Genomic DNA, 23394 nt, shown 5'->3' on the forward strand with positions numbered 1-23394 from the left:
AGAGTGCTGTGAGCATGCCGGACCCACATGATCCCCTCGCCCTCGCTGCGGCGGCTGACACCGGAGACGCCGCTGCCGCGCACCGGCTGGCGGTGCTGACGGCGATCGGGCTGGGGTTGCCGAAGGACTGGCCCGGAGCTCTGGGCCGGCTGGAGCAGGCGGCGAGGCTGGGACACCCGACGGCCGGGCAGCAACTGGCCCTGCTGTCGGGTCCTGCCGGAATCGATCTGACCGCCTGGCTGACCGCGCCTGCGCCACGAAGCCTGAGCCCGGGACCGGCCATCTTCGCCATTGAGGGGTTTCTGCCGGATGGCGTCTGCGACTGGTTGAGGAACAGGGCCGCGGCCATGACGGAGCCGGCGCTGGTCTATGATCCGGAGACGGGCGGCGGAAGGCGCGAGGGCGCGCGGACCAATGCGGCGGCGCAGTTCACCCTCGAGCACATGGATGTGGTGCTGGCGGTCGTGCGCGAGCGGATCGCGCGGGCGGCCGGCCTGCCGGTCCCCGGCCTGGAATGGACCCAGGTGCTGCACTATGCCGTTGGCCAGTCGTTCGACTGGCACGTCGACTGGCTGGATCCCGCCCTGCCCGGCTACGCCGCCGACCTCGCCGGGCGTGGGCAGAGGATCGCGACCTGCCTGGTGTTTCTCAATGACGATTTCGAGGGTGGGGAGACGGCGTTCGAAGCCGGCGACCTGAGGCATCGGGGGCGCAAGGGCGACGCCCTGCTCTGGGCCAATACCCTGCCGGACGGCTCCATCGACCGGCGCACGCGCCATGCGGGTCTGCCGCCGGTTTCCGGCGAGAAATGGGTGCTGTCGCAATGGCTGCGCGGGCGGGCGCCCAACGGCTGAGCGCCGTCAGATCGGCATCCGCATGATTTCCTGATAGGCTTGGATGACCTGGTCCCGGACCGCCATGACCGTCTCAAGCGAAGCCTCCGCCGAGGAGATGGCGGTGACCACGTCGATCAGATTGCCCTGCCCCTGAACCACCGCCGTCATCTGGGACTCCGCGGCGCGCGAGGACTGGGTCATGTCGCCCATGACGCTGGTCAGCATTTCGGCGAAGCCGGACGGCTGCGCCGCGCCGGTGGGGGCGGTGGGCATATCCGAGCCCTGGATCGCCGAATAGGCGCGCGCTGCGGCCAAGGGGTTCATCGGTCAGTCCCTATTTCTTGAGCAGGTCGAGGGTGCGGGCATCCATCGACCGCGCGGTCTCGATGATATTGAGGTTCGCCTCATAGGCCCGCTGGGCCTCGCGCATGTCCATGGCCTCGACCAGGGTGTCGACATTGGGCCGCAGCACATAGCCTTCGGCATTGGCCGCCGGATGGGTTGGATCGTATTCGGTCTTGAAGTCGCCCATGTCCGGCCGGACCTCGGCCAGGGAGACGCCGGTCACGCCGTTGATCTCGCGCGCCTGGAAGACGGGAACCTGGCGACGATAGGGCTGGCCGCCGGCGACCTGGGCGGTCGACTGCGCATTGGCGATGTTCTCGGCGATGATCCGCATGCGTGACTGCTGGGCCTGCAGCGCGCTTGCGGCCACGGCCATGGCCGAATTGCGGGGTGGGATCGGGTCGGGCATAGGCTATTCCTCGATCAGCGGCCGGGGGGACGGGCGGCCATGCGCAGCATCTGCATGGATTTCTGGTAGAAACCGATCGCCGCATCATAGGCCATTCGGCTCTCGGCCATTTTGAGCATCTGCTCCTCGACGACGACGGAGTTCCCGTCGAGCGTGGTTTCCGAATCAGGCGCGTTCCGACTCTCGAACCGCGCCGTCGGGCCGGGCGGGGCGATGTGCATGGCGCTGGTTCGGACCATCCGGAGCCCGCCGCCGGTGGCGAGGGCACGGGCGAAATCCGTCGGCTGCTGCAGGTCACGACTGACATAGCCGGGGGTGTCGGAATTGGCGACGTTCTGGGCGATGACGCGCTGTCGCTCGTCCAGCCAGGTCAGGCGGCCCTTGATCTGGCTGAGCAGTGGCAGGTCGGTGAAGCCCACGGGCGACTCCCAATCCCGGCGCGAGAGACGCGGATCGCCTCTCCGGGATGGGCAGAAACTGCCGCCTGCATGGTTAACACGGGGTTATCTCAATGGGGCGTTAACCATGATCGCCGAAATCTGGGGCATGAATTTTTTCCTCGACCTCGCCAGGGGGATTTTTGCCCTCGCCTTCACCCTCGGCATTATCGGCTTCGTCGCCTGGGCGTCGCGGCGTTATCTGCCGCAGCTTCTGGCCCGGATCAGCGCCGAACGCGGCCAGCGACGGATGAGCGTGGTCGAGACCCTGGTGCTGGATCCGGCCCGCCGGCTGGTGCTGGTCAGGATCGACAATGAGGAGCGGCTGCTGATCCTCGGCGAAGGTCGCGAGCTGATCGAACCGCGCGGGCCGGAGTCAGACCAGTGAAGGGCACCGGCTTTTGCCCTCCCCCGGCGGGGCAGGATGGTCGGCGCAGGTCGACGACGGGGGGAAGGGAGAAGATCTTCGCGCTCCCCACCCGCGCAGAGCTGAAGCGCGCGGCGATCCTGTCGCTGATCACTACCGGCTTCTGTCTGCTGTGGCCGCTGGCGGCCCTGGCCCAGGACCTGGCGGCGGGCGGAGGGGCCGGAGCCGCCATCAATGTGAACCTCGGTACCGGTTCGGGTCTGACCGAACGGGTGGTGCAGCTGATCGGTTTGATGACCGTCCTTTCGCTGGCCCCGTCGATCGTGATCATGACGACCAGCTTCGTCCGGATCATCGTGGTGCTGTCCCTGCTGCGCACGGCCCTGGGCATGCAGCAGTCACCGCCGAACGCCGTGCTGGTTTCCCTGGCCCTGTTCCTGAGCGCCATCGTCATGGCTCCGACCTGGCAGGACGCCTATGATTCGGGCATCCGCCCGCTGCTGGATCAGCAGATGGAGCTGCCCCAGGCCTTCGATGCGGCGTCAGAACCTGTGAAGACTTTCATGCTGGCACAGGTGGACCGGGACGACCTCGCGCTGTTCGTCAGGCTGTCCAATCTGGAGGCCCCGACAGCCGCCGCGGATCTCCCGCTTCGCGTGGTCACTCCGGCCTTCATGATCAGTGAGTTGAAGCGGGCCTTCGAAATCGGATTTCTTCTTTTTGTTCCGTTTCTTGTGATCGATCTGGTGGTCTCCAGCGTGCTCATGTCCATGGGTATGATGATGCTGCCACCGGTGGTCATTTCCCTGCCGTTCAAACTGATCTTTTTCGTGCTCGTGGACGGCTGGCGACTGGTCGCCGGAAGCCTGGTCGAGAGCTTCCAGAGAGCGTCAGGAAGCGGATAGAATCCCACCCCGTGGGGGTTACAGCGCCGAAGTCGCTTGCCAAGGGAGGCAAAAGCGGCGTCAATCCATCCGTCATCGTCCCTGAATCGGGACGAGCTTTCATCGGGAAACGACCCATATGACTACCCAAGCAGAACTCATTGCCGCCGTCGCCAAGGACGCTGGTGTCAGCCAGGCCGATGCCGGCCGCGTGCTCGACGCCCTCGTCAAGAACATCCACAAGTCGCTGATCGGCGGCGGCGATGTCCGCATCTCGAACCTCGGCGTGTTTGACACGGCCGCCCGTGCGGCCCGTGAAGGCCGCAACCCGGCCACCGGTGCGACCATCAAGATCGCCGCATCGAAGGCCGTGCGCTTCCGCGTGTCGAAGCCGCTCAAGGATGCCGTGAACAAGTAGGATCCTTCCCCGGTTCGCCGGGGAATCCTTATGCAGGACGGGCGGGTGCCGCGGGTCGGTTCCCGCCCGTTTTCGTTCTGAGTTCTGCCTTCACGGCCGCGACCCAGCCGGCGAAGGTGTCAGCCGAGGCGGCGAGGCTGGTGAAGTCCCCCGGCAAGGCACCCCCGTCCGCGTCGTTGTCGAGGGCGATGGTCAGGGCGGTCTTCGCCCGCGCACCGGCCACGAACGGCTGATAGTTGCGCGACAGTCGGGCCAGGGCGGCGGGGTCATCGCTCAGGGAATAGCCGACCCCCGCGCGGATCAGGCGGGCCTCCTCGCCGGCGCTAAGGGCGGCGGGATTGCGGAAGCGGTCGCCCAGCAGCCCCTCATAGATGGCGGCGGCCGGTGCCCAGTTCCGCTGTTTCCAGAACACTTCGGCGCGGACTTCACGGGCCTCGGGTGATGCGTCGTCGCCCAGCACCTCAAGTGCATGATCGAACCGGCCCAGATCCATCAGGGCGCGGGCCTCCAGCGCCCGGCGCTCCGCGTTCAGGGGGGCCGGCAGGATGGTCGTGCGTGAGGCCCAGATCGCCTGCAGGGCCGGTTCGGGCTGGCGATCCATCAGATAGATCGCGGCGAGATCGGTCGCCACCTGGGCCTTGGCCACACCCTCGAGCCGGTTCTCGACCTGGTATTTGAGCAGCTCCGACGCCTGATCCAGCAGGTCGACGTCGACCAGACGGCGGGACAGCCGGCGCACCATTTCGTCGCCGTCGGCACCGATGGGCGTCAGTTCGCGGAAGTCGTAGAACAGGCCGAGGGCCTGCACGGGTTGAAGGCCGTCGGCCCCGCCCTCCAGGAAAAGCATGCGGAAGGCGGCACCGAGATCCGCCTGGATTTCGGCGGCCCCCTCAAGCCGGTTCAGATTGGGGCCGGCGCCTTTCAGGGCGGTCAAGGCTTCGCGGTAAAGGCCCTGCGACAGATAGAGCTGACCCAACTGTCGAATGACAGCCAGTTCCGTGGCGTCGCCGCGCCAGCGCCAGCGGAGCCCCTCCAGCTCGCGGGCCGCGGCATCAGCCTTCATCGTTCCCTTGGCCAGGGACAGGCGGACGATCCCAAGCTTGGCAGGAACCGAGACCGCGTCCAGGGGTGCGCGGCTGATGGCGGTGTATACGGCCAGGGCCCGCTCCGGCTGGCCGACCAATTCGAACAGCCGGGCCTGAATCAGACGGGCCGTGAGCTGGTCCGCCGCGGGGGCGTTCTGGCTGAAGCTGTAGGCCAGCAGGGCCCGGGCACCGTCGAGGTCACCCAGCTCCAGCGCCGCCATGGCGTGGGCGGCACCAAAACGGGCGCGCCATTCGGCGGGAAACTCGTCCACCGCCGTAGCCCCGGCGTCGAAGGCCTGCCGGGCTGACTCCCAGTCGCCCTGGGTCGATGCGATATAGCCGCGCCAGACCGCCGAGGCCGGGTCGGCGGCGACGGCGGCGGAGGCGAAATCGCCCTGGGCTTCTTCCATCCGGCCGATCAGGGCGCGTGCGGCACCGCGCAGGCCGCGCAACTCCGGTTCACCCACCATGCTGGGGGCCTGGGCGACGATACTGTTCAGGACACCGATCGCCTCATAGCCGAGGCCGGAGCCCACCAGGAATCGGGCCAGGGCGAAGCGCGCCTCGGCGGGTGCCCGGGGATCGTCGCCGGCGGCCATGGATTCCTTGACCGCCGCATCCTGGAGACGGCGGTGGCGGGCGGTGAAGCCTTCTTCACCGACCTCGGCCCACTCGGCCAGGATCAGGGCGGGATGTTTCGCCCGACGAGGCGCGTCGCCCCCGGCAGCCGCCGCCTCGAGGGCAGCCGACGGCGGTGACAGGGTCAGGCCGCCCGGCCGACTGAGGGTGACCAGATCGCCATCGGCCTGGATGGCGAGATCGCTGGCCGGGGTCTCGACGGCCAGGCCGTGGGCTGTCGGCAGCAGGGACAGGTCTATGGTCCGGCGACGGTCCGCAAAGCCCTTGCCGGGTGCGAGGGCCGTGACGGCGGCGAAGCGGTCGCCCACAAGCGGATCGGTCAGCCAGACGGCGCGGGTGGCACCGGCCATGCGGGCGACAAGGACCGGCTCCCCGTCATCGTCCCGATCGACAGAGACGCCTTCAACGGCGGGGGGCTGGCCGCCGATGGTCACGGTCCAGGTCGAGCCCTGCGCCGCCGCGGAAACGGCAAGGCCTTCAGGGGCGGCAATGCGGAGGGCAATATGGTCGGGCCCGGCGGTCCAGCGGGCATCGGTAACTGGGCCGAGCTGTCCGGCAACCGGCATGTCGAGGCGGGCATTCTTGTCGAACACCACCCAGACGGCCTCTCCGCGCCGGAAGACGGCGGCTCCGACCGGCGTGGGCCAGGCAAACGACAGGCTGACCTGGGCAGGGGTCGCCACGGCCGTGACCGGCACGGTTCCGGCCGCCGCGGTCTGCGTCTCGGCCGGACCGGCAGCGGGGGCCGTCTCATACAGGTTCAGCCAGACCGCGCCGTCTGCCGAGCCGGAGCGGGCGTCCGCCCCCTCGGCCAGGGTGAGGACCAGTTCGGTGCCGCCCCGGACGGCCCGGGTCTCAACCTTGTCCACGCCGCGCGGCGGATCGACCTTGAGCCGCGATACGTCAGGCGCAGCGGTCGAGCCGATGCGGACGATGACGTTGCGGCCGTCCCGCCGAACCTGCGACCGGGCACCGATGACACCCGCGAACTCGATCCGGGTGAATTCGGCGTTGGAGCCGATGCGGATCGCGATCGGATCCAGCGGGGCGGAGGACTCCTGGGCCAGCGGTGTCAGGGGCGCGAACAGCACCGCACCCGCCGCGGCGGCGGCCACGGAGGTCTTGAGCATGCGTTTTCTGGCGGCGGCCCCGGACATACGCGCGCATACTCGCGCGAGGGGCCTTTCAGGGCGGTTAACGGATCATGACCGATTGACGGCGTCCGGGCCGCTGCGCAAGGCGTAGCTGTGGCCCCGAACCGGAGATGTTCATGTCCCTGCTGCCCCTGCTCGCCGCCGCGCTGTTTCAGCTCTCAGGGCCGACGCCCGATGCCATGAACGGGGCCTGGGCCGTCGACCTTTCCGCGGATCCGGCCGAGCCCTATGTGAAGGCCATGCACCTGACCTTGGCCGCCGACGGAACGGTCAGCGGCGACTTCTACGACAGCACGATCGAGGCCGGGCGCTGGAAGGCCCAGAACGGCCGGGTCTGCGTCGCCTTCCGCACCACCGACGGGGCCGGCCCCTATCACTCAGCCGCCTGTCTCGACGGCGACCGGATCGAAGGCCAGACCTGGGCGGAGCATCGGGACTTCGTCTTCGTCTGGAATGCCGCCCGGGGCGAGCCCGCGACCTGAGCGGGCCTGCCCGCGACACCGCGGTCGGTTGCGGTGCGACAGCCGCGAGCCGACATGAGACCCGGCCTTCCTGTCAGGAACCGAACGTGACCGAGCCCCAGTACCCCCGCCTGAACACCCTTTCGACCGGCCTGCGCTGCCGCTGTCCGCGCTGCGGCGAGGGGCCCTTGCTGACGGGGTTTCTGACCATCCGTGACGCCTGCCCGGCCTGCGGCCTCGACTACAGTTTCGCCGAACCGGCGGACGGCCCGGCCTTCTTCGGCATGACTGCGGTCGGGATCATCGGCATGGCCCTGTTCATGTGGTTCGAGTTCACGGTGCATCCGCCGATCTGGGTGCATATGGTCGTGACCATGCCCCTGCTGGTCCTCGGCTGTCTGGCCGTGCTGCGCCCGCTCAAGGGCTGGCTGGTGTCGGAGCAATTCATCCACAAGGCCGCGCCGCCGGTGTTCGAGAGCAACGGCAAGCACGGCGAGGGCTCGAAATGGCGCTGAACAGCGCCGTTTGACTTCCGCGCCGATGACGCGCCCCTTGCGCCCGTCCCGGGGAGGGGCGTGGCCATGGCTATCGAACGCATTCTGTCGTGGCTGCTGATCCTGGTGCCGGCGGTCATCCTGGTGATGGCCACCGTGATGATCATCCAGCGCAAGCGGTGAGTGGCGACCCCGGAGGGACTCGAACCCCCGACCTCTGCTTTAGGAAAGCCTTGCTCTATCCGGCTGAGCTACGGGGCCACGCAGGCTGAACTAGCGGCTGGCGACGCGGCGGGGAAGCGTCTGCGCGCGCCCTGCGTTCTGATTTTCTGTTCCGGCCCGGCGAAGGCTGGAACATCAGGAATTCCGATTGTGGTTAATCCGTCTTTAGATACAATATGTTGGGGTGAACAAATGCCGAATCGGCCGGTGTCGGTGATTCGGTCCTGATTCGTTTCGCCCCTGTTCCGTCAGGACGCCCCGCCCCATTAAGCCGGCCCTGCGGCCGTCGCTTCGGCAACAGGTCGATGTCCGGGGCCGTCCGCGTTGACGACTTAGTTTTGATATGAAACGGTCTCGCGAACCCGGGGGAAGCCTCATGTCGCTGAAGCCATCTTGCCTGATCGTCGGCGCCGGGGACGGCGTCGGCTCGGCCATAGCCCGCGCCTTTGCCCGGGAAGGCCTGGCGGTCTGTATCACCCGCCGCGCCCGCAATCTCGAGGCGCTGGAGGCGGTCGCCGCCGCCATTCGGGCCGAGGGCGGCGAGGCCCATGCCTTCGGTGTCGATGCGCGCAATGAGGCGGAAATGATCGCCCTGGTCGGCCGGATCGAGGCCGACATCGGGCCGCTGCAGGTCGTGGTCTTCAACATCGGGGCGAATGTGCGCTTCCCGGTCGTGGAGACGACGGCCCAGGTCTATTCCAAGGTCTGGGAGATGGCCGCGCTGGCCGGCTTCTTCACCGGACGCGAGGCGGCGCGGGTCATGACGCCGCGCGGCAAGGGGACGATCCTGTTCACCGGCGCCACCGCCTCCACTCGGGGCGGCGCGGGCTTTTCCGCCTTCGCGGGGGCCAAGGCGGCGCTGCGCCAGCTGGCCCAGAGCCTGGCCCGGGAGATGGGACCGAAGGGGATCCATGTCGCCCATGTCGTCGTCGACGGCATGATAGACGGCACCTTTGCCCGCGCCATCGCACCGGACATCCAGTCACTGCTGGACGAGGATGCGATCCTGAAACCCGACGAGATCGCCCGGAACTATGTCTGGCTGCACAAGCAGCAACGCAGCGCCTGGACGTTCGAGCTGGACCTGCGCCCATGGAAGGAAAACTGGTGATGACCCGTGCCATCGACTTCATCTTCGATTTCGCCAGCCCTAACGGCTATTTCGCGCACCATGGGCTGAAGGGGGTCGCGGAACGGACCGGTGCCTCCGTCAACCTGATCCCCTGCCTCTTGGGCGGGATCTTCAAGGCGACGGGCAACCAGGCCCCCTTCGTCGCCTTCGGCGGCGTCAAGGGGAAGCTGGACTATGAGATGCTGGAGATCCGGCGCTTCGTCACCCGCTACAGCCTGACCGACTTCCGGATGAACCCGAACTTCCCGATCAACAGCCTGACGGCGATGCGCGGCCTCTGCGCGGTCGAGCCCGGACCGGATTTCGACCGCTATGTCGAGGCGGTTTCAGCAGGCTTCTGGGAGCGCGGTCTGGCGATGGGCGATCCTGCGGTTTTGCAGTCGGTGCTGGATGAAGCCGGGCTGGACGGTGCGGACCTGATGGCCCGGGCCCAGACCCATGACGTCAAGGCGCGGCTGGCGGCCAATACGGAGGCGGCGGTCGCGCGCGGCGTTTTCGGCGTGCCGACCTTCTTCGTCGGCGAGGAGATGTTCTTCGGCAAGGAACGGCTGGATCAGCTGGAGGCGCTGCTGTCCGCCCAGTAGTCACCCACAGCTTCGCTTGAGGAAAGGCCGGCGAATCGCCACCTTGTTCCCATCATGAGTGACCGCGGCACCGGACAGGCCCCCTCGCGCGTCGTCGCGGTTCTGGGGCCCACCAATACCGGCAAGACCCATCTGGCGGTCGAGCGGATGCTGGGTCACGCCTCGGGCATGATCGGCCTGCCGCTGCGGCTGCTGGCGCGCGAGATCTATGACCGGATCGTCAAGCGGCGCGGGGCCGCCGCCGTAGCCCTGGTCACCGGCGAGGAAAAGATCGTCCCGCCGCGAGCCCACTATTTCGTCTGCACCGTCGAGGCCATGCCGCTGGAGCGTCAGGTCGAGTTCCTGGCCGTGGACGAGATCCAGCTGGTCTCCGATCCCGAGCGGGGCCACGTCTTCACCCAGCGGCTACTGCATGCGCGCGGGCGGTTCGAGACCATGTTCCTGGGCGCCGGGACGATGGCGCCGCTGATCCGGTCACTGGTCGCCGATGTGGAGATCGTGTCGCGCGAGCGGCTGTCGACCCTGAGCTATGCCGGGTCGAAGAAGCTGACCCGCCTGCCCGCCCGCAGCGCCATCGTCGCCTTCAGCACCGACCAGGTCTATGCCATCGCCGAGCTGATCCGGCGCCAGCGCGGCGGGGCGGCCGTGGTCATGGGGTCGCTGAGCCCGCGCACCCGCAACGCCCAGGTCGAACTGTTCCAGTCCGGCGAGGTCGATTTTCTGGTGGCCACGGACGCCATCGGCATGGGGCTGAACATGGAGGTCGACCATGTCGCCTTCGCGGGCCTGAGGAAGTTCGACGGACGGCGAACCCGCTGGCTGCACGCCCATGAGATCGGCCAGATCGCGGGCCGGGCCGGGCGGCACCTGCGCGACGGCACCTTCGGCGTCACGGGCGAGGCGACGGAGCTGGATCAGGATCTGGTCGAACAGGTGGTCGAACACCGGTTCGATCCGGTCGAGGGAGCCGAGTGGCGCAATGCGCGGCTCGACTTTGACACCCTGCCGGACCTGCTGCGCTCGCTGACGATCAGCCCCGGGGTGCGGGGGCTGAACCTGACCCAGCCGGCGCTGGACGAGACCCTGCTGCGCCGGCTGATCAAGGACGAGGAGGTGGCTCGTATCGGCCGCTCGCGTGGGGCCATCATGCGGCTGTGGGAGGCCTGCCAGCTGCCCGACTTCCAGAAGACCACGCTGGACGAGCATGGGCGGTTGTCGAAGGAGATCTTTCAGGCCCTGACCGGCAAGCGCGGGCGGCTGACGGCCGAATGGTTCGCGCCGCGCTTCGCCGAACTGGACCGCGACGACGGCCAGATCGACCAGCTGTCGGCGCGGCTGAGCGGGGTGCGGACCCTCAGCTATATCGCCAACCGGCCCGACTGGCTGGATCAGGCCCAGGGCTGGCGCGACAAGACCAAGGCGCTCGAGGAACGTCTTTCCGATGTGCTGCATGAGCGGCTGACGGCGCGGTTCGTCGACCGGCGCACGACCGCCCTGATGCGGGCCCTGAACGTCACCGAGGATGCGGTCGCCGAGGTCGAGGCGGGCGGCGCGGTCATCGTCGAGGGCCATGCGGTCGGGCAACTGACCGGGGTGGAGTTCCGCCTCGACAAGGGCTCCAGCGCGCTGGAGGACCGGGCCCTGCGGCACGCGGCACGGCAGGCGGTGACGCCCGAGATCGCCCGGCGGCTGGGCCGGCTCGCGGCGGACGAGGATGGGGCCTTCGCCGTGTCGCCCGACGGCGCGGTGCTTTGGCGCGGCGTGGCGGCGGGTCAGGTGACGGGCGGCGACTGGTTCGCACCGCGGGTCCGGCTGCTGGGGGAGTTGGGACCGGCGGCGGCGCGCGAGCGGGCGCAGCGGCGGCTGGAGGCCTGGCTGGCCGCCGAGGCCGGGCGGGCGCTGAAGCCGCTGGCGCGGCTGAAGGGCGCGGTCGAGAGCGGGGCGCTGAAGGGCCTGCCGCGCGGGATCGCCTTCCGGCTGATCGAGGCGGGCGGGGTCATCGACCGGCGCGCGGTCGAGCGCGATCTGGCCGCCCTGAGCCAGGTCGAGCGGCGCACCCTGCGGACCTTCGCCGTGCGGATGGGGGTCCATTCGGTGTGGCTGCCCGGGCTGTTGAAGCCACGGGCGCGGGCCCTGGCCCAGGCCTTTGTCGCCCGGGAGTCGTTCCGGCCGGGCATGACGGCCCTGACCGCCCTCCCCGCGACGCCGCCCTCGCCGCGCCTGTTGTCGGCGTTCGGCCTGCGCGCCATCGGCAAGGTGGCGGCCGGGGTGGAGATGCTGGAGTCGCTCGCCGAACGGCAGGCGGCCGGCAAGGGGGTGCTGAACGAGGCCGATCTGGCGGCTCTGGGCGTCTCGCTCGACGAGGCGAAGATCCTGACGGCGGCGCTCAAGGCGTCCCGCGCACAGAAGCCGGACCGCGACGACCGGCCGAAGGCGGTGAAGGACTCGCCCTTCGCTGCCCTGGCCTCACTGAACCAGCCGGCTGTGCCGCCCCGGGCGAAACGCAAACGCCCCCGCCGGACCCGCGCCCCCGGATGAGCGAAACGGGCTGCCGCATCGATGTCTGGCTATGGCGGGCACGGTTCGCGAAGACCCGGTCGCTGGCCGCCGCCATGGTCGAACGGGGTGCGGTGCGGCTGACCCACAACGGGGTCCAGACCCGGCTCGACAAGCCCAGCCGCACCGTCCACATCGGCGACACCCTGGTGTTTGCCTTGGGGGGACGGCTGGTTGAACTGACCGTCGAGGGGTTTGGCGAAAGGCGCGGCCCGGCGGAAGAGGCGCGGGCGCTCTACGGACTGCGGCAACCCCTCGGTTGACAGCGTCCCCCGGCGGGGCCATTTGCCCTGCCCGTTCCTCCCGCCAGCCGACAGCGCCCCAGACCGCCTCATGACCTACATCGTCACCGACGCCTGCGTGAAATGTAAGTTCATGGACTGCGTCGAGGTCTGCCCGGTCGACTGCTTCTATGAGGGCGAGAATTTCCTCGTCATCGCACCCGACGAATGCATCGACTGCGGCGTCTGCGAGCCGGAATGCCCGGTCGACGCCATCAAGCCCGACACCGAGGACGAGCCGGACGGCAAATGGCTGAGCATAAATTCGGAATATGCCAAGGTCTGGCCGAACATCACGGTCAAGGGCACACCGCCCGCCGACGCCGAGGCATTCGAGCGCGAGACCGGCAAGTTCGAGAAATACTTCTCTGAAAAGCCCGGCAAGGGTTCCTGAGCCGGCCGGCACAACACCGACCACCTCCCGGCTCCGATACGGTCGGGCTTTCCCGTGCTGCGCACGATGATGTTGCGGACGTTTTGAATTTCCGCAATTTTGTGATAGGTTCCTGTCATTGGGTCGGGCGGTTCAGCGATTTTCTCGCGCCGCCCGCGTTTGCGACAGAACTCCGCCCACGAAGGCGGGGTCGGCCAGAGGTTTGGTGATCCGTTTCCACAGTTGAAGCCTGAAACTGCCGCGCCGCTGACGGGAAGCCGTCGTCGGGGCGCACAGGTGTCTTCGGTGTCTGCGTCCCGCCCTCCCTGCGCCGGGAAAGGAATGACATGACGAACAAGACCGGACTGGAATTCAAGGTTGGCGACGCGGTCGTCTATCCGGCGCACGGCGTCGGCAAGGTCGCGGCCGTTGAGGTCCAGGAAGTCGCCGGCATGTCGCTGGAAGTCTATGTGGTGACCTTCGACCACGAGAAGATGACCCTGCGCGTCCCCACCAAGAAGGCCAAGACGGCCGGCCTGCGCTCGCTGGCCGCCGACGACGTCGTGACCAAGGCGCTGACGACCCTGAAGGGCCGCGCCCGCATCAAGCGCACCATGTGGTCGCGTCGCGCCCAGGAATATGAAGCCAAGATCAACTCGGGCGACCTGATCTCGATCGCCGAGGTGGTCCGCGACCTGCACCGCGCCGACAGCCAGCCGGAACAGTCCTATTCGGAGCGTCAGCTCTATGAATCGGCGCTGGATCGCATGGCCCGCGAAGTCGCCGCCGCCAACCGCATCGACAAGGACGCCGCCGTCCAGCTGCTGTCCAAGTCGCTGAGCGCCAAGAAGGCAGTCATCGCCGCCGCCGAAGCCGCTGAAGACGCCGCCGAAGAGGCCGAAGCCGCCTGATCCGGCGACATCGCTGACTGACGAAAGGCCCGGGCGCGATCCCGGGCCTTTTGCAATTCAGCTCCCCGGGCCGGTCCCGGAGACGCTTTCGAGATAAGCAATCAGATCGGCGATCTCGGCCGGCTGGAGCTCAAAGGCCGGCATGGCGGGGTGGGTGGTAACCAGGCCCTCGGCGAAGGCCTCCTGGAGGTCACTTACGGGGTATTTCACGCCCATGGTGCGGAACGGCGGTGCCGAGGCCATCGGACTGACGCCGGTCCGCTCCACCGCATGGCAGCCCGCGCATTTGTCGCGCACCAGCACGCCGCCGCGCTCCGCCGATCCCATGACGACGGGTTCGGTCCCGTTCTGGTGGACGGCCTGGCCGGCGCAGCCGCTCAGTGCAAGCACCGCCACAAGGGCGATCAGTCGACCTGTCATGTCCTGACTCTCCGGACGAGCGTCGTCGCAAGGACGCCCCGCGCCTGCCTGGACCACAAATGCGTTCAAGGCGTTGTTCCATAACAAAGCGGACGCGCGCCTGTTCCGGCACCTGTCGGAGCCACCGCCTGTTCAACGGGAGAACGCCATGACCCAGTTCCACCATATCCGGCTCGAGCTCGCCCGTGAGCCCGGCCATCCTGCAGGCGCGCCGGACGAGGGCTATGACATCGTCGCCCCGCTGGACGCGGACGGCCGACTGGACGGGGACACCCAGCGCGCGGAGCCGGGCCGCGGTCATGTCCGTCGCTTTTCGGGCAACCAGACTGTCAGCCAGGGGCAGCTCCGCCACGGTCCGGGTGGGCGGTGGCTGCTGGACATGGACGAAGCTGACGCCGGAGACGCCGTCGGCTTCCGCTTCGGTGAAGAGCGGTTCGCCGCCGGCGAATATGTTAGCCTGTCCCTGCCCTCGGGCGAGCAGCACACCTATGTCGTGGCGCGGGTCGTCGAGGTCTGAGTCTCAGAAATACTCGGCATCGGCCGGGCACTGGGCCGCGATCCGGCGGGCGGTGATGCTGGCCGGGATGTAGGGCGTTCCGCGTGCGAGCTGGGCCCCGCCGTTGAAGCGGAAGCTCTCGGGGGCATAGGGGCCCCGCAGCCGGACATTGACGCGACGGCCCTTGCGGTCCTGACAGGTGCCCTCGAACCGGGCATTGCCGTTGCCGACCTCGCGAACCGGATAGGTGCACTGCCAGCGCCGGGTCGACAGTCCGCCGAAGAAGCGATTGATTTCGCTGGGTCGGACGCATTTGGTTTCGGTGTCCCGCATGCCGAGCGCACTGGTGGTGTATTGCCAGTAGCCCGGCAGGACGGTGTCGGCGGCCGCCTGCGGGGGCGAGGCCGGCATGGTCGAGGCAGACGGTGCCAGCAGGGCGGCTCCGGCGAGCACGGCGACAGCGATAAGGCGGGTGGTGGTCATGACGTCCCCGGAAATGCGAGTTTTCATTTTGCATCAGTATATGGCGGGAATTGAACGGTGGCTGAACGGCCGTCGAGCCTTGACGAAACGCGTCCACCTCCTCTATACGCCCCCCTCTCGCGCGGTCGGCTTCCGCGCGTACCTGTTTCATGCGTCCACCGTTCAGCGGACCGCACCCGAAGGATAGTCCCATGTCGCGTCGCTGCGAACTCACCGGTATCGGCCCGATGGTCGGCCACAGCGTGAGCCACTCGAACATCAAGACCAAGCGCCGCTTCCTGCCGTCGCTGAAGACGGTCAAGGTCGCTTCGGAAGCCCTGGGCCAGACCTTCAGCCTGCGGATCTCGAACGCCGCCCTGCGCACCCTCGACTTCAAGGGCGGCTTGGACCCCTTCATCGTCAAGGCCAAGGACGAGCAGCTGTCGCTGGCCGCCCAGCGCATCAAGCGTCAGGTCAAGGCCAAGATCGCCGAACAGGCCGCCGCCGCCTGATCGGGCGACAGCACTGAGATTTGAAAGGGCCGGTGGAAACACCGGCCTTTTTGTTTGCGCGATTCGCACCCGTCATTAGGCTGACCCGGTCGCCCCGGGGAGCCTGCCGTGTCCATCAAAGCCTGCCGCGCCGCCCTGATGGGCGCCTCCCTGCTGACGCTCGGCGCCTGCGTCTCGATCACGGTGACGCGCGAGGTGGAGACGGGTCCTGTGGCGGTCCAGCCCGCCACCGCTGAACCCGCCGTGATCGTGACGCCCGTCCGCGAATCGACCGCATTCACCCTCGGCACCGACCAGCCGCGCACGCCTGAGCAGCTGGCCGTGGTGTTCGACAAGGCCGACCTGTCGATCCGGGTCATGCCGGAGACGAAGACCATCGACGCCGTCGCCGTGCTGGATTTCACCGCCACCGCGCCGCTGGCGGCCGTGGTGGTCGAGCTGGATACCCTGCTGGCCGTCTCGTCGGTGCGGGTCGACGGGCGCGAGATACCGGCCGGCGAGGGCGGCTGGAGCAATCCCGAGGGGCGGATGACCATTCCGCTGGCCGAGCCACTGACCGCCGGCGGGACGGTGTCGGTGCGGATCGCCTATGCCGGTGCGCCGCGCGTGGCTCCCCGGGCGCCGTGGGACGGAGGCTTTGTCTGGGCCACGACGGCGGACGGCTCGCCCTGGATCGCCACCGCCGTCCAGCCCGAGGGCTGCGACATCTTCTGGCCCTGTATCGACCATCCGCTGGCCGAGCCGCAGCGGGTCGACATGCATATCACCGTGCCGTCGAACCTGGCCGCGCCGTCGAACGGGCGGTTCATGGGCACGGTCGACCACGGCGACGGCTGGACCACCTGGAACTGGAGCGCGGCCAATCCCAACACCTATGCCATCGCCCTGAACATCGGGCCGTATGACGAGGTGCGGGCCGACTATCAGAGCCGGTTCGGCAATGTGATCCCGATGTCCTACTGGCATCTGCGGTCTGACGACCCGGCCAAGGTGGCGGCCCTGTTCGCCCAGTTCGCGCCGATGATGGATTTCTATGAGGCCACCGTCGGCCCCTACCCGTTCGGCGACGAGAAGATGGGGGTGGTCGAGACGCCGCATCTGGGCATGGAGCACCAGACCATCAACGCCTATGGCAATGCCTATCGCCTCGACGGCAAGGGCTATGACTGGCTGCTGCACCATGAGCTGGCCCATGAGTGGTTCGGCAACCAGATAACCAACCGCAACGCCGACGACATGTGGCTGCACGAGGGACTGGGCAGCTATATGCAGCCGCTCTACCTGCGCTGGCTGAACGGCGAACGCTATATGCAGGCCGAGCTGCAGGAGCAGCGTCGCGACCTGATCAACCGCTTTCCGGTGGTCACGGGCACCGACCGGGCCGAGGACGATGTCTACAAGAGCGAGGTCGGGCCGGGGCTGGACCTCTACAACAAGGGCTCGCTGATCGCCCATTCGCTGCGGATGCTGATCGGGGACGAAGCCTTCTTCCGGTCGATGACGCGGCTGGTCTATGGCACCGCCGACCCCCGGCCCGGGAATTTCACGACCCGCTATGGCACGACCGACGAATTCCTCGCCCTCGCCAGCGAGGAGTCCGGACAGGATCTGACCTGGTTCTTCCGTGGCTATCTCTACCAGGCGGCCCTGCCCGACCTGCGCCAGACCCGCGAGGGTGGCCAACTGTCGCTGGAATGGGTGACGGGCGACGGCGGGGTCTTCCCGATGCCGGTCGAGGTGGAGATCGACGGCCGCCGCCAGACCGTGGCCATGAGCGGCGGGCGCGGCCGGATCGCGGTTCCGGCCGGTGCCCATGTGCTGATCGACCCGGACAACAAGGTCCTGCGCCGGGATGGCTTCATCGAGGCATGGAGGGCCGCAGGCGGCCGCTGACTCAGACCGCCTCGGCCCTGACCGACTGACGCACCAGCCGGCACGAGCCCTGGGTGGTCAGGAAGGCGATGTCGGCGGCGTCGCGGCCGCAGGCGATGCGGACCAGACCCTCGACCGGGGCCAGCCCCGTCGGGTCGACCAGCCACCAGCCGTTCGACAGCCAGACCTCGAAGATGGCGTGGAAGTCCGGCGGGTTCAGCTGGTGGGCAAAGGCGCTGACGGCGCGGGCGGGGATGCCCGAGGCGCGGCACAGGGTGATGCCCATATGGGTGAAGTCACGGCACACGCCGGCCCGGTCGATGAAGGTCCGCGCCGCCGTGGTCTCGCTGTCCGAAGCGCCCGGCTCATAGTCGATCTCGGCCTTGATCCAGTCGAGGATCTTCAACACGCGGTCGCCGCCGACCGTGCCGCCGAAGGTGCGTTCCGCGAACCGTCCGAACTGGTCCGACGGGCAGTAGCGGCTGGGGTTGAGGTAGGTCAGGACCTCGGCCGGGAGGTCGTTCCAGTCGTGCTGGACCGTCACCGGCGGCAGGCCCTTGAGCACGCCGTTGTCGACCACGGCCCGATAGGTCAGGGCCACCTCGCCGGAGAGGTGGGCGCGCAGGGTCCGGGCCCCGAACTCCACGTCCTCGTCCTGGATGAAGTCGACGGCGGGCGTGGTGGTCAGGCTTTCCTCAAGAATGGTCTGGCCCGGCCAGTGGGCGACCTGGATCTTGTAGATGGCATCGGTCGGCGGATCGAAGCGATAGACCAGTTCGGCGCTTACGCGGATTTTCATGAGGGCTCGACTGAAGCAGGACGGGCCTCCCGTCAACGGCGGGGAGTCGTCGCCGTTCCGCGCCGGCGGCTCCGACAGGCGATCAAGGTGAAGGCGGTGCTCGCTGACAGGTCCGCTACACGCCCCCACCATCCCGGCCCGGGCGAGGCGATCCATGAGCGCACCACCAGACGAGCCGGTTATGCGATCCACCTGTAAACCGGGGCCCGCTTTCGGATAAGGTGCCCACTGACTGGCGACCAACGGGCAAAAAAGAAATGACCACGATCATCGTTGGCGCGGGACACGGCGGGGGAACCGCGGCGGCCCTGCTGCGTCAGAACGGCTATACCGACCCCGTCATTCTGATCGGCGAGGAACCTCACCCGCCTTACCAGCGCCCCCCTCTCTCCAAGGGCTGGCTGAAGGGCGAGGTCGATGGTGACGGCCTGCTGCTGCGGCCTTCGGCCTGGTACGCTGAGGCGAACATCGACCTGCGAACCTCGACACGGGTGGTCAGCCTCGATCGCGCGGCAAGGACCGTAACCCTGTCGACCGATGAGGTGCTGGCCTATGACAAGCTGATCATCGCCACGGGCGCGCGCGCGCGTCGGCTGGTCCTGCCCGGCAGCGATCTGAACGGCTTTCTGGAACTCCGGACCATCGAGGACGCTGAGGCCATCAAGGCCCGGATCAGGCCCGGCTTCCGGCTGGCCGTGATCGGCGGTGGCTATGTCGGGCTCGAGGTCGCCGCCTCGGCACGGAAACTGGGAGCCGAGGTCGATCTGCTGGAGCGCGAGGACCGGCTTCTGGCGCGCGTCGCCGGACCTGTCCTGTCGGGCTTCTTCCAGCAGGTGCACGAGGAACAGGGGGTCCGCTTCCATTTCGGCGTCACGGTCGAGGCGTTCGAGGGGCTGGACGGTCAGGTCTCGGGGATCCGGCTGGCAGGGGCCGGGCCCCTGGTGTGCGACGCGGTCCTGGTCGGTATCGGGGCCATACCGAACGATGACCTGGCCCGGGAGGCCGGGCTGGCTTGCGATGAGGGCGTGGTCGTCGATCATCAGGCCCGGACCTCGGACCCGGACATCTTCGCGATCGGCGACATGACCCGGCGGCCGCTGGCCCTTTATGATCGGTCCGTCCGGCTGGAAAGCGTGCCCAATGCCCTCGAGCAGTCGCGTCAGGCGACGGCGGCCATCTGCGGCAAGCCGGATCCCAAGCCGGATGTGCCCTGGTTCTGGTCCGACCAGTACGACCTCAAGCTCCAGATCGCCGGCATGCCCTTCGACGTCGACCAGATCGTCGTTCGCGGCGATCCGGCCAATCGGTCCTTCGCGGTCTTCCACCTCTCCCGCGGCCGGGTCCAGGCCGTCGAGGCGGTCAATGCCGCACCCGAGTTCATGGTCGGACGCCAGTGGATTGCGTCAAGGCGCGAGGTCGACCCGGTCAGGCTCGGCGATGTCGGGGTTCCGATCAAGGACGTCTGACCGTCGCAAACCGGCACCGCCCCGCCATCACATCGGGCCTGCTTGGCACCCGCACGTGCCAGTCGACAGGCCCGGCGTCAGCCCTCAGGGCTCCAGCTCGATGTCCCAGTAGAGGTAGTCCAGCCATCCGGGGTGCTTGCTACGCAGAATGGTGCAGGGATCGGAGCCCGCACCATGACCGAAAAAAGAATATCGATTTTTGATGACCGACTCCCGCATACGATTGGGATGCAGTCAGCCATCCCATACATCCGATACTCCGATCCCAAACAGGAACGAGGCTCCAGCCGTGAGCGGCAGCGAGACCTGATCGCAGACGAGTGCGCGCGCCGTGGGTGGCAGGTGACCGAGGTCGTCGAAGACCTCGGCAAGTCCGCATGGCACGGCAACCACCTGCGCGGCGGGCAGCTTGGCGTTCTAACCGACCGGATTCTCAAGGGTGAGATCGCCGCCGGCACAATCATCGCCGCCGAAAAAATCGATCGGTTGAGCCGCCAGGGCTATGACGAACTGACTGACTGGATGAAGACAGTCACGCGCGCCGGAGCGCTTGTTTTCACAGTCGATGACGGCAAGCTCTACGACGCATCGAACGTCACACGCGGCATGGAATCCCAGATGCTGCGCCTCATGAAGGCGGAAGCCGCGCGCGACTACGTGGAAAATATGCGAGGTCGCGTTATCGAGGGGATACGAAGCCGCCAGCGTCGGGAGGTCGAAAGCAACAGGCCGCTGACCTCCGTCCTGCCCGGTTGGCTTCGCCGGAACGCCGTTGGCGAAGTCGAAATCATCGAACCCCGCGCTGAAGTCATTCGGGACATCTATCGCTGGTCAGCGGAGGGGATCGGCTCACAAACGATCGCAACCCGCCTTAACCGGGCATCGCGCCTAACCTGGTCGGGCAAGGCATGGCAGCCCTCATCGATCTACAAGCTCTTGGAGTCCTGCACAGTCGAGGGCGATTTCCAGTCTACCGAAGATCGGGCGGTCGTCGGGCCGAAACGTGTAGGGTTCTATCCCCGGATTGTAGAGCCAGACCTGGTGAAACAGGCCCGTGATGCGAAGCAGCGAAGACGGGGTTTGAAAGCAGTCGGTCCGTCGGCCGATTTCATCAACATCTTTCAGGGATTGGCGAAATGCGGAGAGTGCAACGGACGTCTTCATGTTCAGAAATGTCGTGACGATCGTGGCACGGTGCGCCGCTATTTCCGCTGCGACCGGGCAGCCCGCCATGCTGGGTGCACCAGCAAGACGATGTTCCACTACGGCCGGGTCGAAGGCCCGATTCTCGATACGATGCTTCATCTCGCCTTGGATGATCGCTTCTTTTCGCAACCCGACACTGCCCGTCCCTTAGCGAACGAGGTTGCGGCCCTGGAAAAGCTTGTTGACGATCTGAAGGACCGATCGCGCCGCCTCATCCGCTTGATGACGAGTGCCGACGAATGCGACCCGTTGATGGTTGAAGAACAAGCCAGTGTTCGATCACGCATCCAGACGACTGAGGCCAGGTTGGACGCCGCCAGGACCGAACTCCTCGCAGCTCGGGGAGGTGCATCCCCCGAGGTGCATATGAAGCGGGTTTTGGAGATCAGGGAGGCCATCGCGGCCGACGATCTGAAAACTCAAATGGCTGCGCGCAGGGCAATACGTGACGCGATGCCGGGCGTAGTCGATTTCGTCTTGGGAGACGTGAGGCCAAACGGCGAACCCATGCTGATCGTTTCGCTGGTCGGAGGGCTCATCGGCTTTCGGGTGTCGGCCAAAACTGGTGCGGTATCCGACAAATACGATCTGACCCCTCAGCTCAAAGGCAATCCCCGCTTGCGGATCGGAGCCACGTCATTTCGTCGCGACGGCACCCAACGTCTGGACGCCCTGCTTAAACGGCGAGCCTGACGCTTCCGAAGGGCGCGACCGCCTATCCGTTGAGTCGCTCGGTCGCCTGACGTCCGATACGAGCACACGTTTCGGCAGTGCTGGCCAGATACCCGCGCGGATCTTCAAGATTTACATGAACCTGATCGTTGATGGTGATCCGGCGGGTTTCGTTCATGGCCGTCAGGATCGCCGTCAACCGCGACCAGTTTCGAGCGACTTCGGATCCTTCGGGGTGTCTGAACTGGAAGACGTAACTCTGAGAGAAGTAGCCATCCAGATCGCGACGCAGGACGATCTCCTCGTTCCCTGACCGCACCCGGATCGAGGTTTCGAACTCCCATCCTTCGGCTACCATCTTGAAATCGGCGAGGTGGTCGAAGGTCCGGCATCGGAACCGCAGGGCCATAAACGGCTCGTAACCGCCGACATCTACTCCGCTCAGATCGATGGGAATTGTCCAGTCAGCGCCGCGTTCGTCAGTGACCACAGCCGTTTGCGGATTGGCCAACGTTTGGACGGTTTGCTGGCGGGGTGAGCTCTGATCAACAGGGGCGACGGGAGCGACGGGAGGTTCTGTCGCGGGCGCTTCACAGGCGACCAACGCCAAGGCTGCACCCGCTAGAATCCGGTTTGCATAAGCGCGCATGACCCCTCCCCGTTTGAACCTTCGGTGGGATCATAGAGATGCGAGGGCAAGGACGGCAACATCGTTTTGGATGTTCCCGCCATGCCCGACCGGGTGCCGTCACCGCGCTATCGCGCCATTCCCGCCTGGATGTCGTCGTCCCGGCATCGCCTGTTCATTGAGGCCTTGGTCGAGGCCCGAAAATCGGCTGGCCTGACTCAAAGAGACTTAGCCGCCAAGCTCAAAAAGCCGCAGTCATTCGTGGCGAAGGTCGAGGCGATTGAACGCAACCTGTCTGTGCTCGAATTCGTAGACTGGGCAGACGCCATCGGGATCACGCCGGCTTCCCTCCTCACGCTGCTGGATCGCGAGAACGAAGCGTAGCGAACCCGGTTTCGGTGGCGACCGGGCATTCGCGACATAGCCGCCAGCAGGACAGCGCGGGCGCGAGATGGAAACGCTGATCCGCCTCCTGGAGCGGTTACGCTGACATCCCAAGCATGGACGTCCCCGACAGCTTCATGGCCAGCATCCAGACCGCCATGGCGATCATCATCAGGTTCTCGGTGAGGGACAGAAACCCCAGCGGCACATTGCTGTCTCCACCGACGCAGGCGCACTTCAGTTCGCGCTTATCGATGTAAACGGCCTTGAATACGGACACCGCTCCGATGCCCCCGATAAACAGTGCGACCGGCACTGACAGCCAGGTCAGCACGCCGGCGACCATCAAGGCGCCCGCGCCGAACTCGGCGAAGGGATAAATCTTGCCATAAGGCACCCAGCGTTTGGCCAGGAGGTCGTAGTTCAGGAACATGGACGAGAAACTCTCGATGTTCTGAAGCTTCAGCATGGCCAAGGCCATCATAGAAAGTGCGATGAACCATTCGCCGGCCCGGATTGTCAGGGGTGTGCCATAGGCTGTCAGGCTGAGCATGGCGGCCATGACGGCCGTGGTCAGGAACACAACCAGCACCGGAGTGTAGGTCGTCGCCTTCGGATCGCGAACCTTCAATCCAAGGAAGCGCCTCAGGTCATCATGGCCCCCGATCCGCTGGCCGTCGATAAACACCTGCGGCGTGGTTTTCACCCCGTGCTCAGCCTTGAAAGCATCAGTTTGCTCTCGGGTTGTCAGCCAGTGGTCTTCGACCTTGTAGCCCCGGCTCTTGAGCAAATGGCGGGCCTTCAGCCCCCAGGGACAGGTGTGTTCAGGCATCACCATACGGTAGATGGTGGCGGTCTTGGTCATGTCGGCTCCTTGGTCTTCAAATCC

At 66.9% G+C, this 23394-nt stretch carries 27 protein-coding genes and 1 tRNA gene; 18 read left to right on the top strand and 10 right to left on the bottom strand.

Annotated elements, in window-relative coordinates; genetic code table 11:
* The first annotated feature begins 14 nt into the window (after nt 1-14).
* Entirely contained in the window at nt 15-854 is an 840-nt protein-coding gene (locus Q0053_RS08580; RefSeq protein ID WP_298098812.1) for a 2OG-Fe(II) oxygenase, read from the top strand.
* Between the two features lie 6 nt (nt 855-860).
* Here Q0053_RS08580 and fliE read toward each other — a convergent pair whose 3' ends face one another.
* Genes fliE through flgB form a run of 3 tightly spaced genes read right to left on the bottom strand, consistent with a single transcriptional unit; the run spans nt 861 to nt 2009 of the window.
* The gene (gene fliE, locus Q0053_RS08585) at nt 861-1160 is read right to left on the bottom strand and encodes a flagellar hook-basal body complex protein FliE (protein ID WP_298098814.1); all 300 of its coding nucleotides are present in this window, start codon (nt 1158-1160) and stop codon (nt 861-863) included.
* 10 nt (nt 1161-1170) lie between these two features.
* Complete coding sequence (gene flgC / locus Q0053_RS08590) at nt 1171-1590, bottom strand: flagellar basal body rod protein FlgC (RefSeq protein ID WP_298098817.1); 420 nt, start codon at nt 1588-1590, stop codon at nt 1171-1173.
* A gap of 14 nt (nt 1591-1604) precedes the next feature.
* Nucleotides 1605-2009, bottom strand: coding sequence for a flagellar basal body rod protein FlgB (gene flgB, locus Q0053_RS08595; protein WP_298098820.1), 405 nt, complete (start codon nt 2007-2009; stop codon nt 1605-1607).
* Nucleotides 2010-2136: 127 nt separating this feature from the next.
* Between flgB and Q0053_RS08600 the strand changes: the two genes are divergently transcribed.
* The 3 genes from Q0053_RS08600 (at nt 2137) to Q0053_RS08610 (ending at nt 3696) form a co-directional block, all read left to right on the top strand.
* Nucleotides 2137-2415, top strand: coding sequence for a flagellar biosynthetic protein FliO (locus Q0053_RS08600; RefSeq protein WP_298098941.1), 279 nt, complete (start codon nt 2137-2139; stop codon nt 2413-2415).
* A gap of 74 nt (nt 2416-2489) precedes the next feature.
* Nucleotides 2490-3299: a flagellar type III secretion system pore protein FliP gene (gene fliP / locus Q0053_RS08605; RefSeq protein ID WP_298098943.1), complete on the top strand. Its 810-nt coding sequence runs from the start codon at nt 2490-2492 to the stop codon at nt 3297-3299.
* Nucleotides 3300-3417: 118 nt separating this feature from the next.
* Nucleotides 3418-3696, top strand: coding sequence for an HU family DNA-binding protein (locus Q0053_RS08610; RefSeq protein WP_298098823.1), 279 nt, complete (start codon nt 3418-3420; stop codon nt 3694-3696).
* A gap of 28 nt (nt 3697-3724) precedes the next feature.
* Here Q0053_RS08610 and Q0053_RS08615 read toward each other — a convergent pair whose 3' ends face one another.
* Nucleotides 3725-6550 carry a hypothetical protein gene (locus Q0053_RS08615; RefSeq protein ID WP_298098826.1) on the bottom strand — a complete coding sequence of 942 codons (2826 nt, stop codon included), beginning with the start codon at nt 6548-6550 and terminating at the stop codon, nt 3725-3727.
* A gap of 140 nt (nt 6551-6690) precedes the next feature.
* Here Q0053_RS08615 and Q0053_RS08620 point away from each other — a divergent pair, with 140 nt between their 5' ends.
* Both Q0053_RS08620 and Q0053_RS08625 read left to right on the top strand, forming a co-directional pair.
* Nucleotides 6691-7056 carry a hypothetical protein gene (locus tag Q0053_RS08620; protein ID WP_298098829.1) on the top strand — a complete coding sequence of 122 codons (366 nt, stop codon included), beginning with the start codon at nt 6691-6693 and terminating at the stop codon, nt 7054-7056.
* 86 nt (nt 7057-7142) lie between these two features.
* Nucleotides 7143-7550: a DUF983 domain-containing protein gene (locus tag Q0053_RS08625; protein WP_298098832.1), complete on the top strand. Its 408-nt coding sequence runs from the start codon at nt 7143-7145 to the stop codon at nt 7548-7550.
* Between the two features lie 163 nt (nt 7551-7713).
* Here the strand turns inward: Q0053_RS08625 and Q0053_RS08630 are convergent.
* Nucleotides 7714-7790: transfer RNA gene (locus Q0053_RS08630), tRNA-Arg, on the bottom strand.
* Between the two features lie 337 nt (nt 7791-8127).
* On the opposite strand from Q0053_RS08630, the gene Q0053_RS08635 reads away from it, so the two are divergent.
* The 6 genes from Q0053_RS08635 (at nt 8128) to Q0053_RS08660 (ending at nt 13588) form a co-directional block, all read left to right on the top strand.
* A complete protein-coding gene (locus tag Q0053_RS08635; RefSeq protein WP_298098835.1) occupies nt 8128-8862 on the top strand; it encodes an SDR family NAD(P)-dependent oxidoreductase in 735 nt (244 codons plus the stop codon).
* On the top strand, nt 8862-9467 hold the full coding sequence (locus Q0053_RS08640; RefSeq protein WP_298098838.1) for a 2-hydroxychromene-2-carboxylate isomerase: 606 nt from the start codon (nt 8862-8864) through the stop codon (nt 9465-9467). The genes Q0053_RS08635 and Q0053_RS08640 overlap by 1 nt, the downstream gene beginning before the upstream one ends.
* 54 nt (nt 9468-9521) lie before the next feature.
* Nucleotides 9522-12005: a helicase-related protein gene (locus Q0053_RS08645; RefSeq protein WP_298098841.1), complete on the top strand. Its 2484-nt coding sequence runs from the start codon at nt 9522-9524 to the stop codon at nt 12003-12005.
* On the top strand, nt 12002-12286 hold the full coding sequence (locus tag Q0053_RS08650; protein ID WP_298098844.1) for an RNA-binding S4 domain-containing protein: 285 nt from the start codon (nt 12002-12004) through the stop codon (nt 12284-12286). Before Q0053_RS08645 ends, Q0053_RS08650 begins: the two co-directional genes overlap by 4 nt.
* A gap of 70 nt (nt 12287-12356) precedes the next feature.
* Complete coding sequence (gene fdxA, locus Q0053_RS08655; protein ID WP_298098847.1) at nt 12357-12698, top strand: ferredoxin FdxA; 342 nt, start codon at nt 12357-12359, stop codon at nt 12696-12698.
* A 326-nt stretch (nt 12699-13024) separates the two neighbouring features.
* Nucleotides 13025-13588 (top strand): CarD family transcriptional regulator, encoded by a 564-nt coding sequence (locus Q0053_RS08660; RefSeq protein ID WP_298098850.1) that lies wholly within the window; start codon nt 13025-13027, stop codon nt 13586-13588.
* Between the two features lie 57 nt (nt 13589-13645).
* On the opposite strand, the gene Q0053_RS08665 is transcribed toward Q0053_RS08660, so the two are convergent.
* Complete coding sequence (locus tag Q0053_RS08665) at nt 13646-14008, bottom strand: cytochrome c (RefSeq protein WP_298098853.1); 363 nt, start codon at nt 14006-14008, stop codon at nt 13646-13648.
* Nucleotides 14009-14156: 148 nt separating this feature from the next.
* On the opposite strand from Q0053_RS08665, the gene Q0053_RS08670 reads away from it, so the two are divergent.
* Complete coding sequence (locus tag Q0053_RS08670; RefSeq protein ID WP_298098856.1) at nt 14157-14525, top strand: hypothetical protein; 369 nt, start codon at nt 14157-14159, stop codon at nt 14523-14525.
* Nucleotides 14526-14528: 3 nt separating this feature from the next.
* Here Q0053_RS08670 and Q0053_RS08675 read toward each other — a convergent pair whose 3' ends face one another.
* The gene (locus tag Q0053_RS08675) at nt 14529-14987 is read right to left on the bottom strand and encodes a DUF3617 family protein (RefSeq protein ID WP_298098859.1); all 459 of its coding nucleotides are present in this window, start codon (nt 14985-14987) and stop codon (nt 14529-14531) included.
* 191 nt (nt 14988-15178) lie between these two features.
* On the opposite strand from Q0053_RS08675, the gene rpmB reads away from it, so the two are divergent.
* Together rpmB and Q0053_RS08685 are read left to right on the top strand one after the other, a co-directional pair.
* On the top strand, nt 15179-15478 hold the full coding sequence (gene rpmB / locus Q0053_RS08680; RefSeq protein WP_298098861.1) for a 50S ribosomal protein L28: 300 nt from the start codon (nt 15179-15181) through the stop codon (nt 15476-15478).
* A 108-nt stretch (nt 15479-15586) separates the two neighbouring features.
* Complete coding sequence (locus Q0053_RS08685; protein WP_298098863.1) at nt 15587-17371, top strand: M1 family metallopeptidase; 1785 nt, start codon at nt 15587-15589, stop codon at nt 17369-17371.
* A gap of 1 nt (nt 17372) precedes the next feature.
* On the opposite strand, the gene Q0053_RS08690 is transcribed toward Q0053_RS08685, so the two are convergent.
* A complete protein-coding gene (locus tag Q0053_RS08690; RefSeq protein ID WP_298098866.1) occupies nt 17373-18149 on the bottom strand; it encodes a transglutaminase family protein in 777 nt (258 codons plus the stop codon).
* Between the two features lie 257 nt (nt 18150-18406).
* Here Q0053_RS08690 and Q0053_RS08695 point away from each other — a divergent pair, with 257 nt between their 5' ends.
* Together Q0053_RS08695 and Q0053_RS08700 are read left to right on the top strand one after the other, a co-directional pair.
* On the top strand, nt 18407-19615 hold the full coding sequence (locus Q0053_RS08695) for an FAD-dependent oxidoreductase (protein WP_298098869.1): 1209 nt from the start codon (nt 18407-18409) through the stop codon (nt 19613-19615).
* 174 nt (nt 19616-19789) lie between these two features.
* Nucleotides 19790-21514, top strand: coding sequence for a recombinase family protein (locus Q0053_RS08700; RefSeq protein ID WP_298098872.1), 1725 nt, complete (start codon nt 19790-19792; stop codon nt 21512-21514).
* 22 nt (nt 21515-21536) lie between these two features.
* Here the strand turns inward: Q0053_RS08700 and Q0053_RS08705 are convergent, their stop codons facing one another.
* Complete coding sequence (locus tag Q0053_RS08705; RefSeq protein ID WP_298098874.1) at nt 21537-22142, bottom strand: hypothetical protein; 606 nt, start codon at nt 22140-22142, stop codon at nt 21537-21539.
* 81 nt (nt 22143-22223) lie between these two features.
* Between Q0053_RS08705 and Q0053_RS08710 the strand changes: the two genes are divergently transcribed.
* On the top strand, nt 22224-22505 hold the full coding sequence (locus tag Q0053_RS08710) for a helix-turn-helix transcriptional regulator (RefSeq protein WP_298098878.1): 282 nt from the start codon (nt 22224-22226) through the stop codon (nt 22503-22505).
* A gap of 97 nt (nt 22506-22602) precedes the next feature.
* On the opposite strand, the gene Q0053_RS08715 is transcribed toward Q0053_RS08710, so the two are convergent.
* On the bottom strand, nt 22603-23370 hold the full coding sequence (locus tag Q0053_RS08715) for a glutaredoxin family protein (protein WP_298098880.1): 768 nt from the start codon (nt 23368-23370) through the stop codon (nt 22603-22605).
* Between the last annotated feature and the right edge of the window lie 24 nt (nt 23371-23394).

It is taken from the genome of Brevundimonas sp., from assembly GCF_027487935.1.
In the GTDB taxonomy this organism is placed as follows: domain Bacteria; phylum Pseudomonadota; class Alphaproteobacteria; order Caulobacterales; family Caulobacteraceae; genus Brevundimonas.

What these genes read in the sequence shown, in the direction of transcription:
- Q0053_RS08715 (WP_298098880.1), bottom strand. Translation starts at nt 23,370, where the DNA reads ATGACCAAGACCGCCACCATCTACCGTATGGTGATGCCTGAACACACC.
- fdxA (WP_298098847.1), top strand. Translation starts at nt 12,357, where the DNA reads ATGACCTACATCGTCACCGACGCCTGCGTGAAATGTAAGTTCATGGAC.
- fliE (WP_298098814.1), bottom strand. Translation starts at nt 1,160, where the DNA reads ATGAACCCCTTGGCCGCAGCGCGCGCCTATTCGGCGATCCAGGGCTCG.
- flgC (WP_298098817.1), bottom strand. Translation starts at nt 1,590, where the DNA reads ATGCCCGACCCGATCCCACCCCGCAATTCGGCCATGGCCGTGGCCGCA.
- Q0053_RS08640 (WP_298098838.1), top strand. Translation starts at nt 8,862, where the DNA reads ATGACCCGTGCCATCGACTTCATCTTCGATTTCGCCAGCCCTAACGGC.
- Q0053_RS08635 (WP_298098835.1), top strand. Translation starts at nt 8,128, where the DNA reads ATGTCGCTGAAGCCATCTTGCCTGATCGTCGGCGCCGGGGACGGCGTC.
- Q0053_RS08710 (WP_298098878.1), top strand. Translation starts at nt 22,224, where the DNA reads ATGCCCGACCGGGTGCCGTCACCGCGCTATCGCGCCATTCCCGCCTGG.
- rpmB (WP_298098861.1), top strand. Translation starts at nt 15,179, where the DNA reads ATGTCGCGTCGCTGCGAACTCACCGGTATCGGCCCGATGGTCGGCCAC.
- Q0053_RS08670 (WP_298098856.1), top strand. Translation starts at nt 14,157, where the DNA reads ATGACCCAGTTCCACCATATCCGGCTCGAGCTCGCCCGTGAGCCCGGC.
- Q0053_RS08615 (WP_298098826.1), bottom strand. Translation starts at nt 6,550, where the DNA reads ATGCTCAAGACCTCCGTGGCCGCCGCCGCGGCGGGTGCGGTGCTGTTC.
- Q0053_RS08645 (WP_298098841.1), top strand. Translation starts at nt 9,522, where the DNA reads ATGAGTGACCGCGGCACCGGACAGGCCCCCTCGCGCGTCGTCGCGGTT.
- Q0053_RS08580 (WP_298098812.1), top strand. Translation starts at nt 15, where the DNA reads ATGCCGGACCCACATGATCCCCTCGCCCTCGCTGCGGCGGCTGACACC.
- Q0053_RS08600 (WP_298098941.1), top strand. Translation starts at nt 2,137, where the DNA reads ATGAATTTTTTCCTCGACCTCGCCAGGGGGATTTTTGCCCTCGCCTTC.
- Q0053_RS08665 (WP_298098853.1), bottom strand. Translation starts at nt 14,008, where the DNA reads ATGACAGGTCGACTGATCGCCCTTGTGGCGGTGCTTGCACTGAGCGGC.
- Q0053_RS08705 (WP_298098874.1), bottom strand. Translation starts at nt 22,142, where the DNA reads ATGCGCGCTTATGCAAACCGGATTCTAGCGGGTGCAGCCTTGGCGTTG.
- Q0053_RS08660 (WP_298098850.1), top strand. Translation starts at nt 13,025, where the DNA reads ATGACGAACAAGACCGGACTGGAATTCAAGGTTGGCGACGCGGTCGTC.
- Q0053_RS08695 (WP_298098869.1), top strand. Translation starts at nt 18,407, where the DNA reads ATGACCACGATCATCGTTGGCGCGGGACACGGCGGGGGAACCGCGGCG.
- Q0053_RS08690 (WP_298098866.1), bottom strand. Translation starts at nt 18,149, where the DNA reads ATGAAAATCCGCGTAAGCGCCGAACTGGTCTATCGCTTCGATCCGCCG.
- Q0053_RS08650 (WP_298098844.1), top strand. Translation starts at nt 12,002, where the DNA reads ATGAGCGAAACGGGCTGCCGCATCGATGTCTGGCTATGGCGGGCACGG.
- Q0053_RS08675 (WP_298098859.1), bottom strand. Translation starts at nt 14,987, where the DNA reads ATGACCACCACCCGCCTTATCGCTGTCGCCGTGCTCGCCGGAGCCGCC.
- Q0053_RS08700 (WP_298098872.1), top strand. Translation starts at nt 19,790, where the DNA reads ATGACCGAAAAAAGAATATCGATTTTTGATGACCGACTCCCGCATACG.
- Q0053_RS08620 (WP_298098829.1), top strand. Translation starts at nt 6,691, where the DNA reads ATGTCCCTGCTGCCCCTGCTCGCCGCCGCGCTGTTTCAGCTCTCAGGG.
- Q0053_RS08610 (WP_298098823.1), top strand. Translation starts at nt 3,418, where the DNA reads ATGACTACCCAAGCAGAACTCATTGCCGCCGTCGCCAAGGACGCTGGT.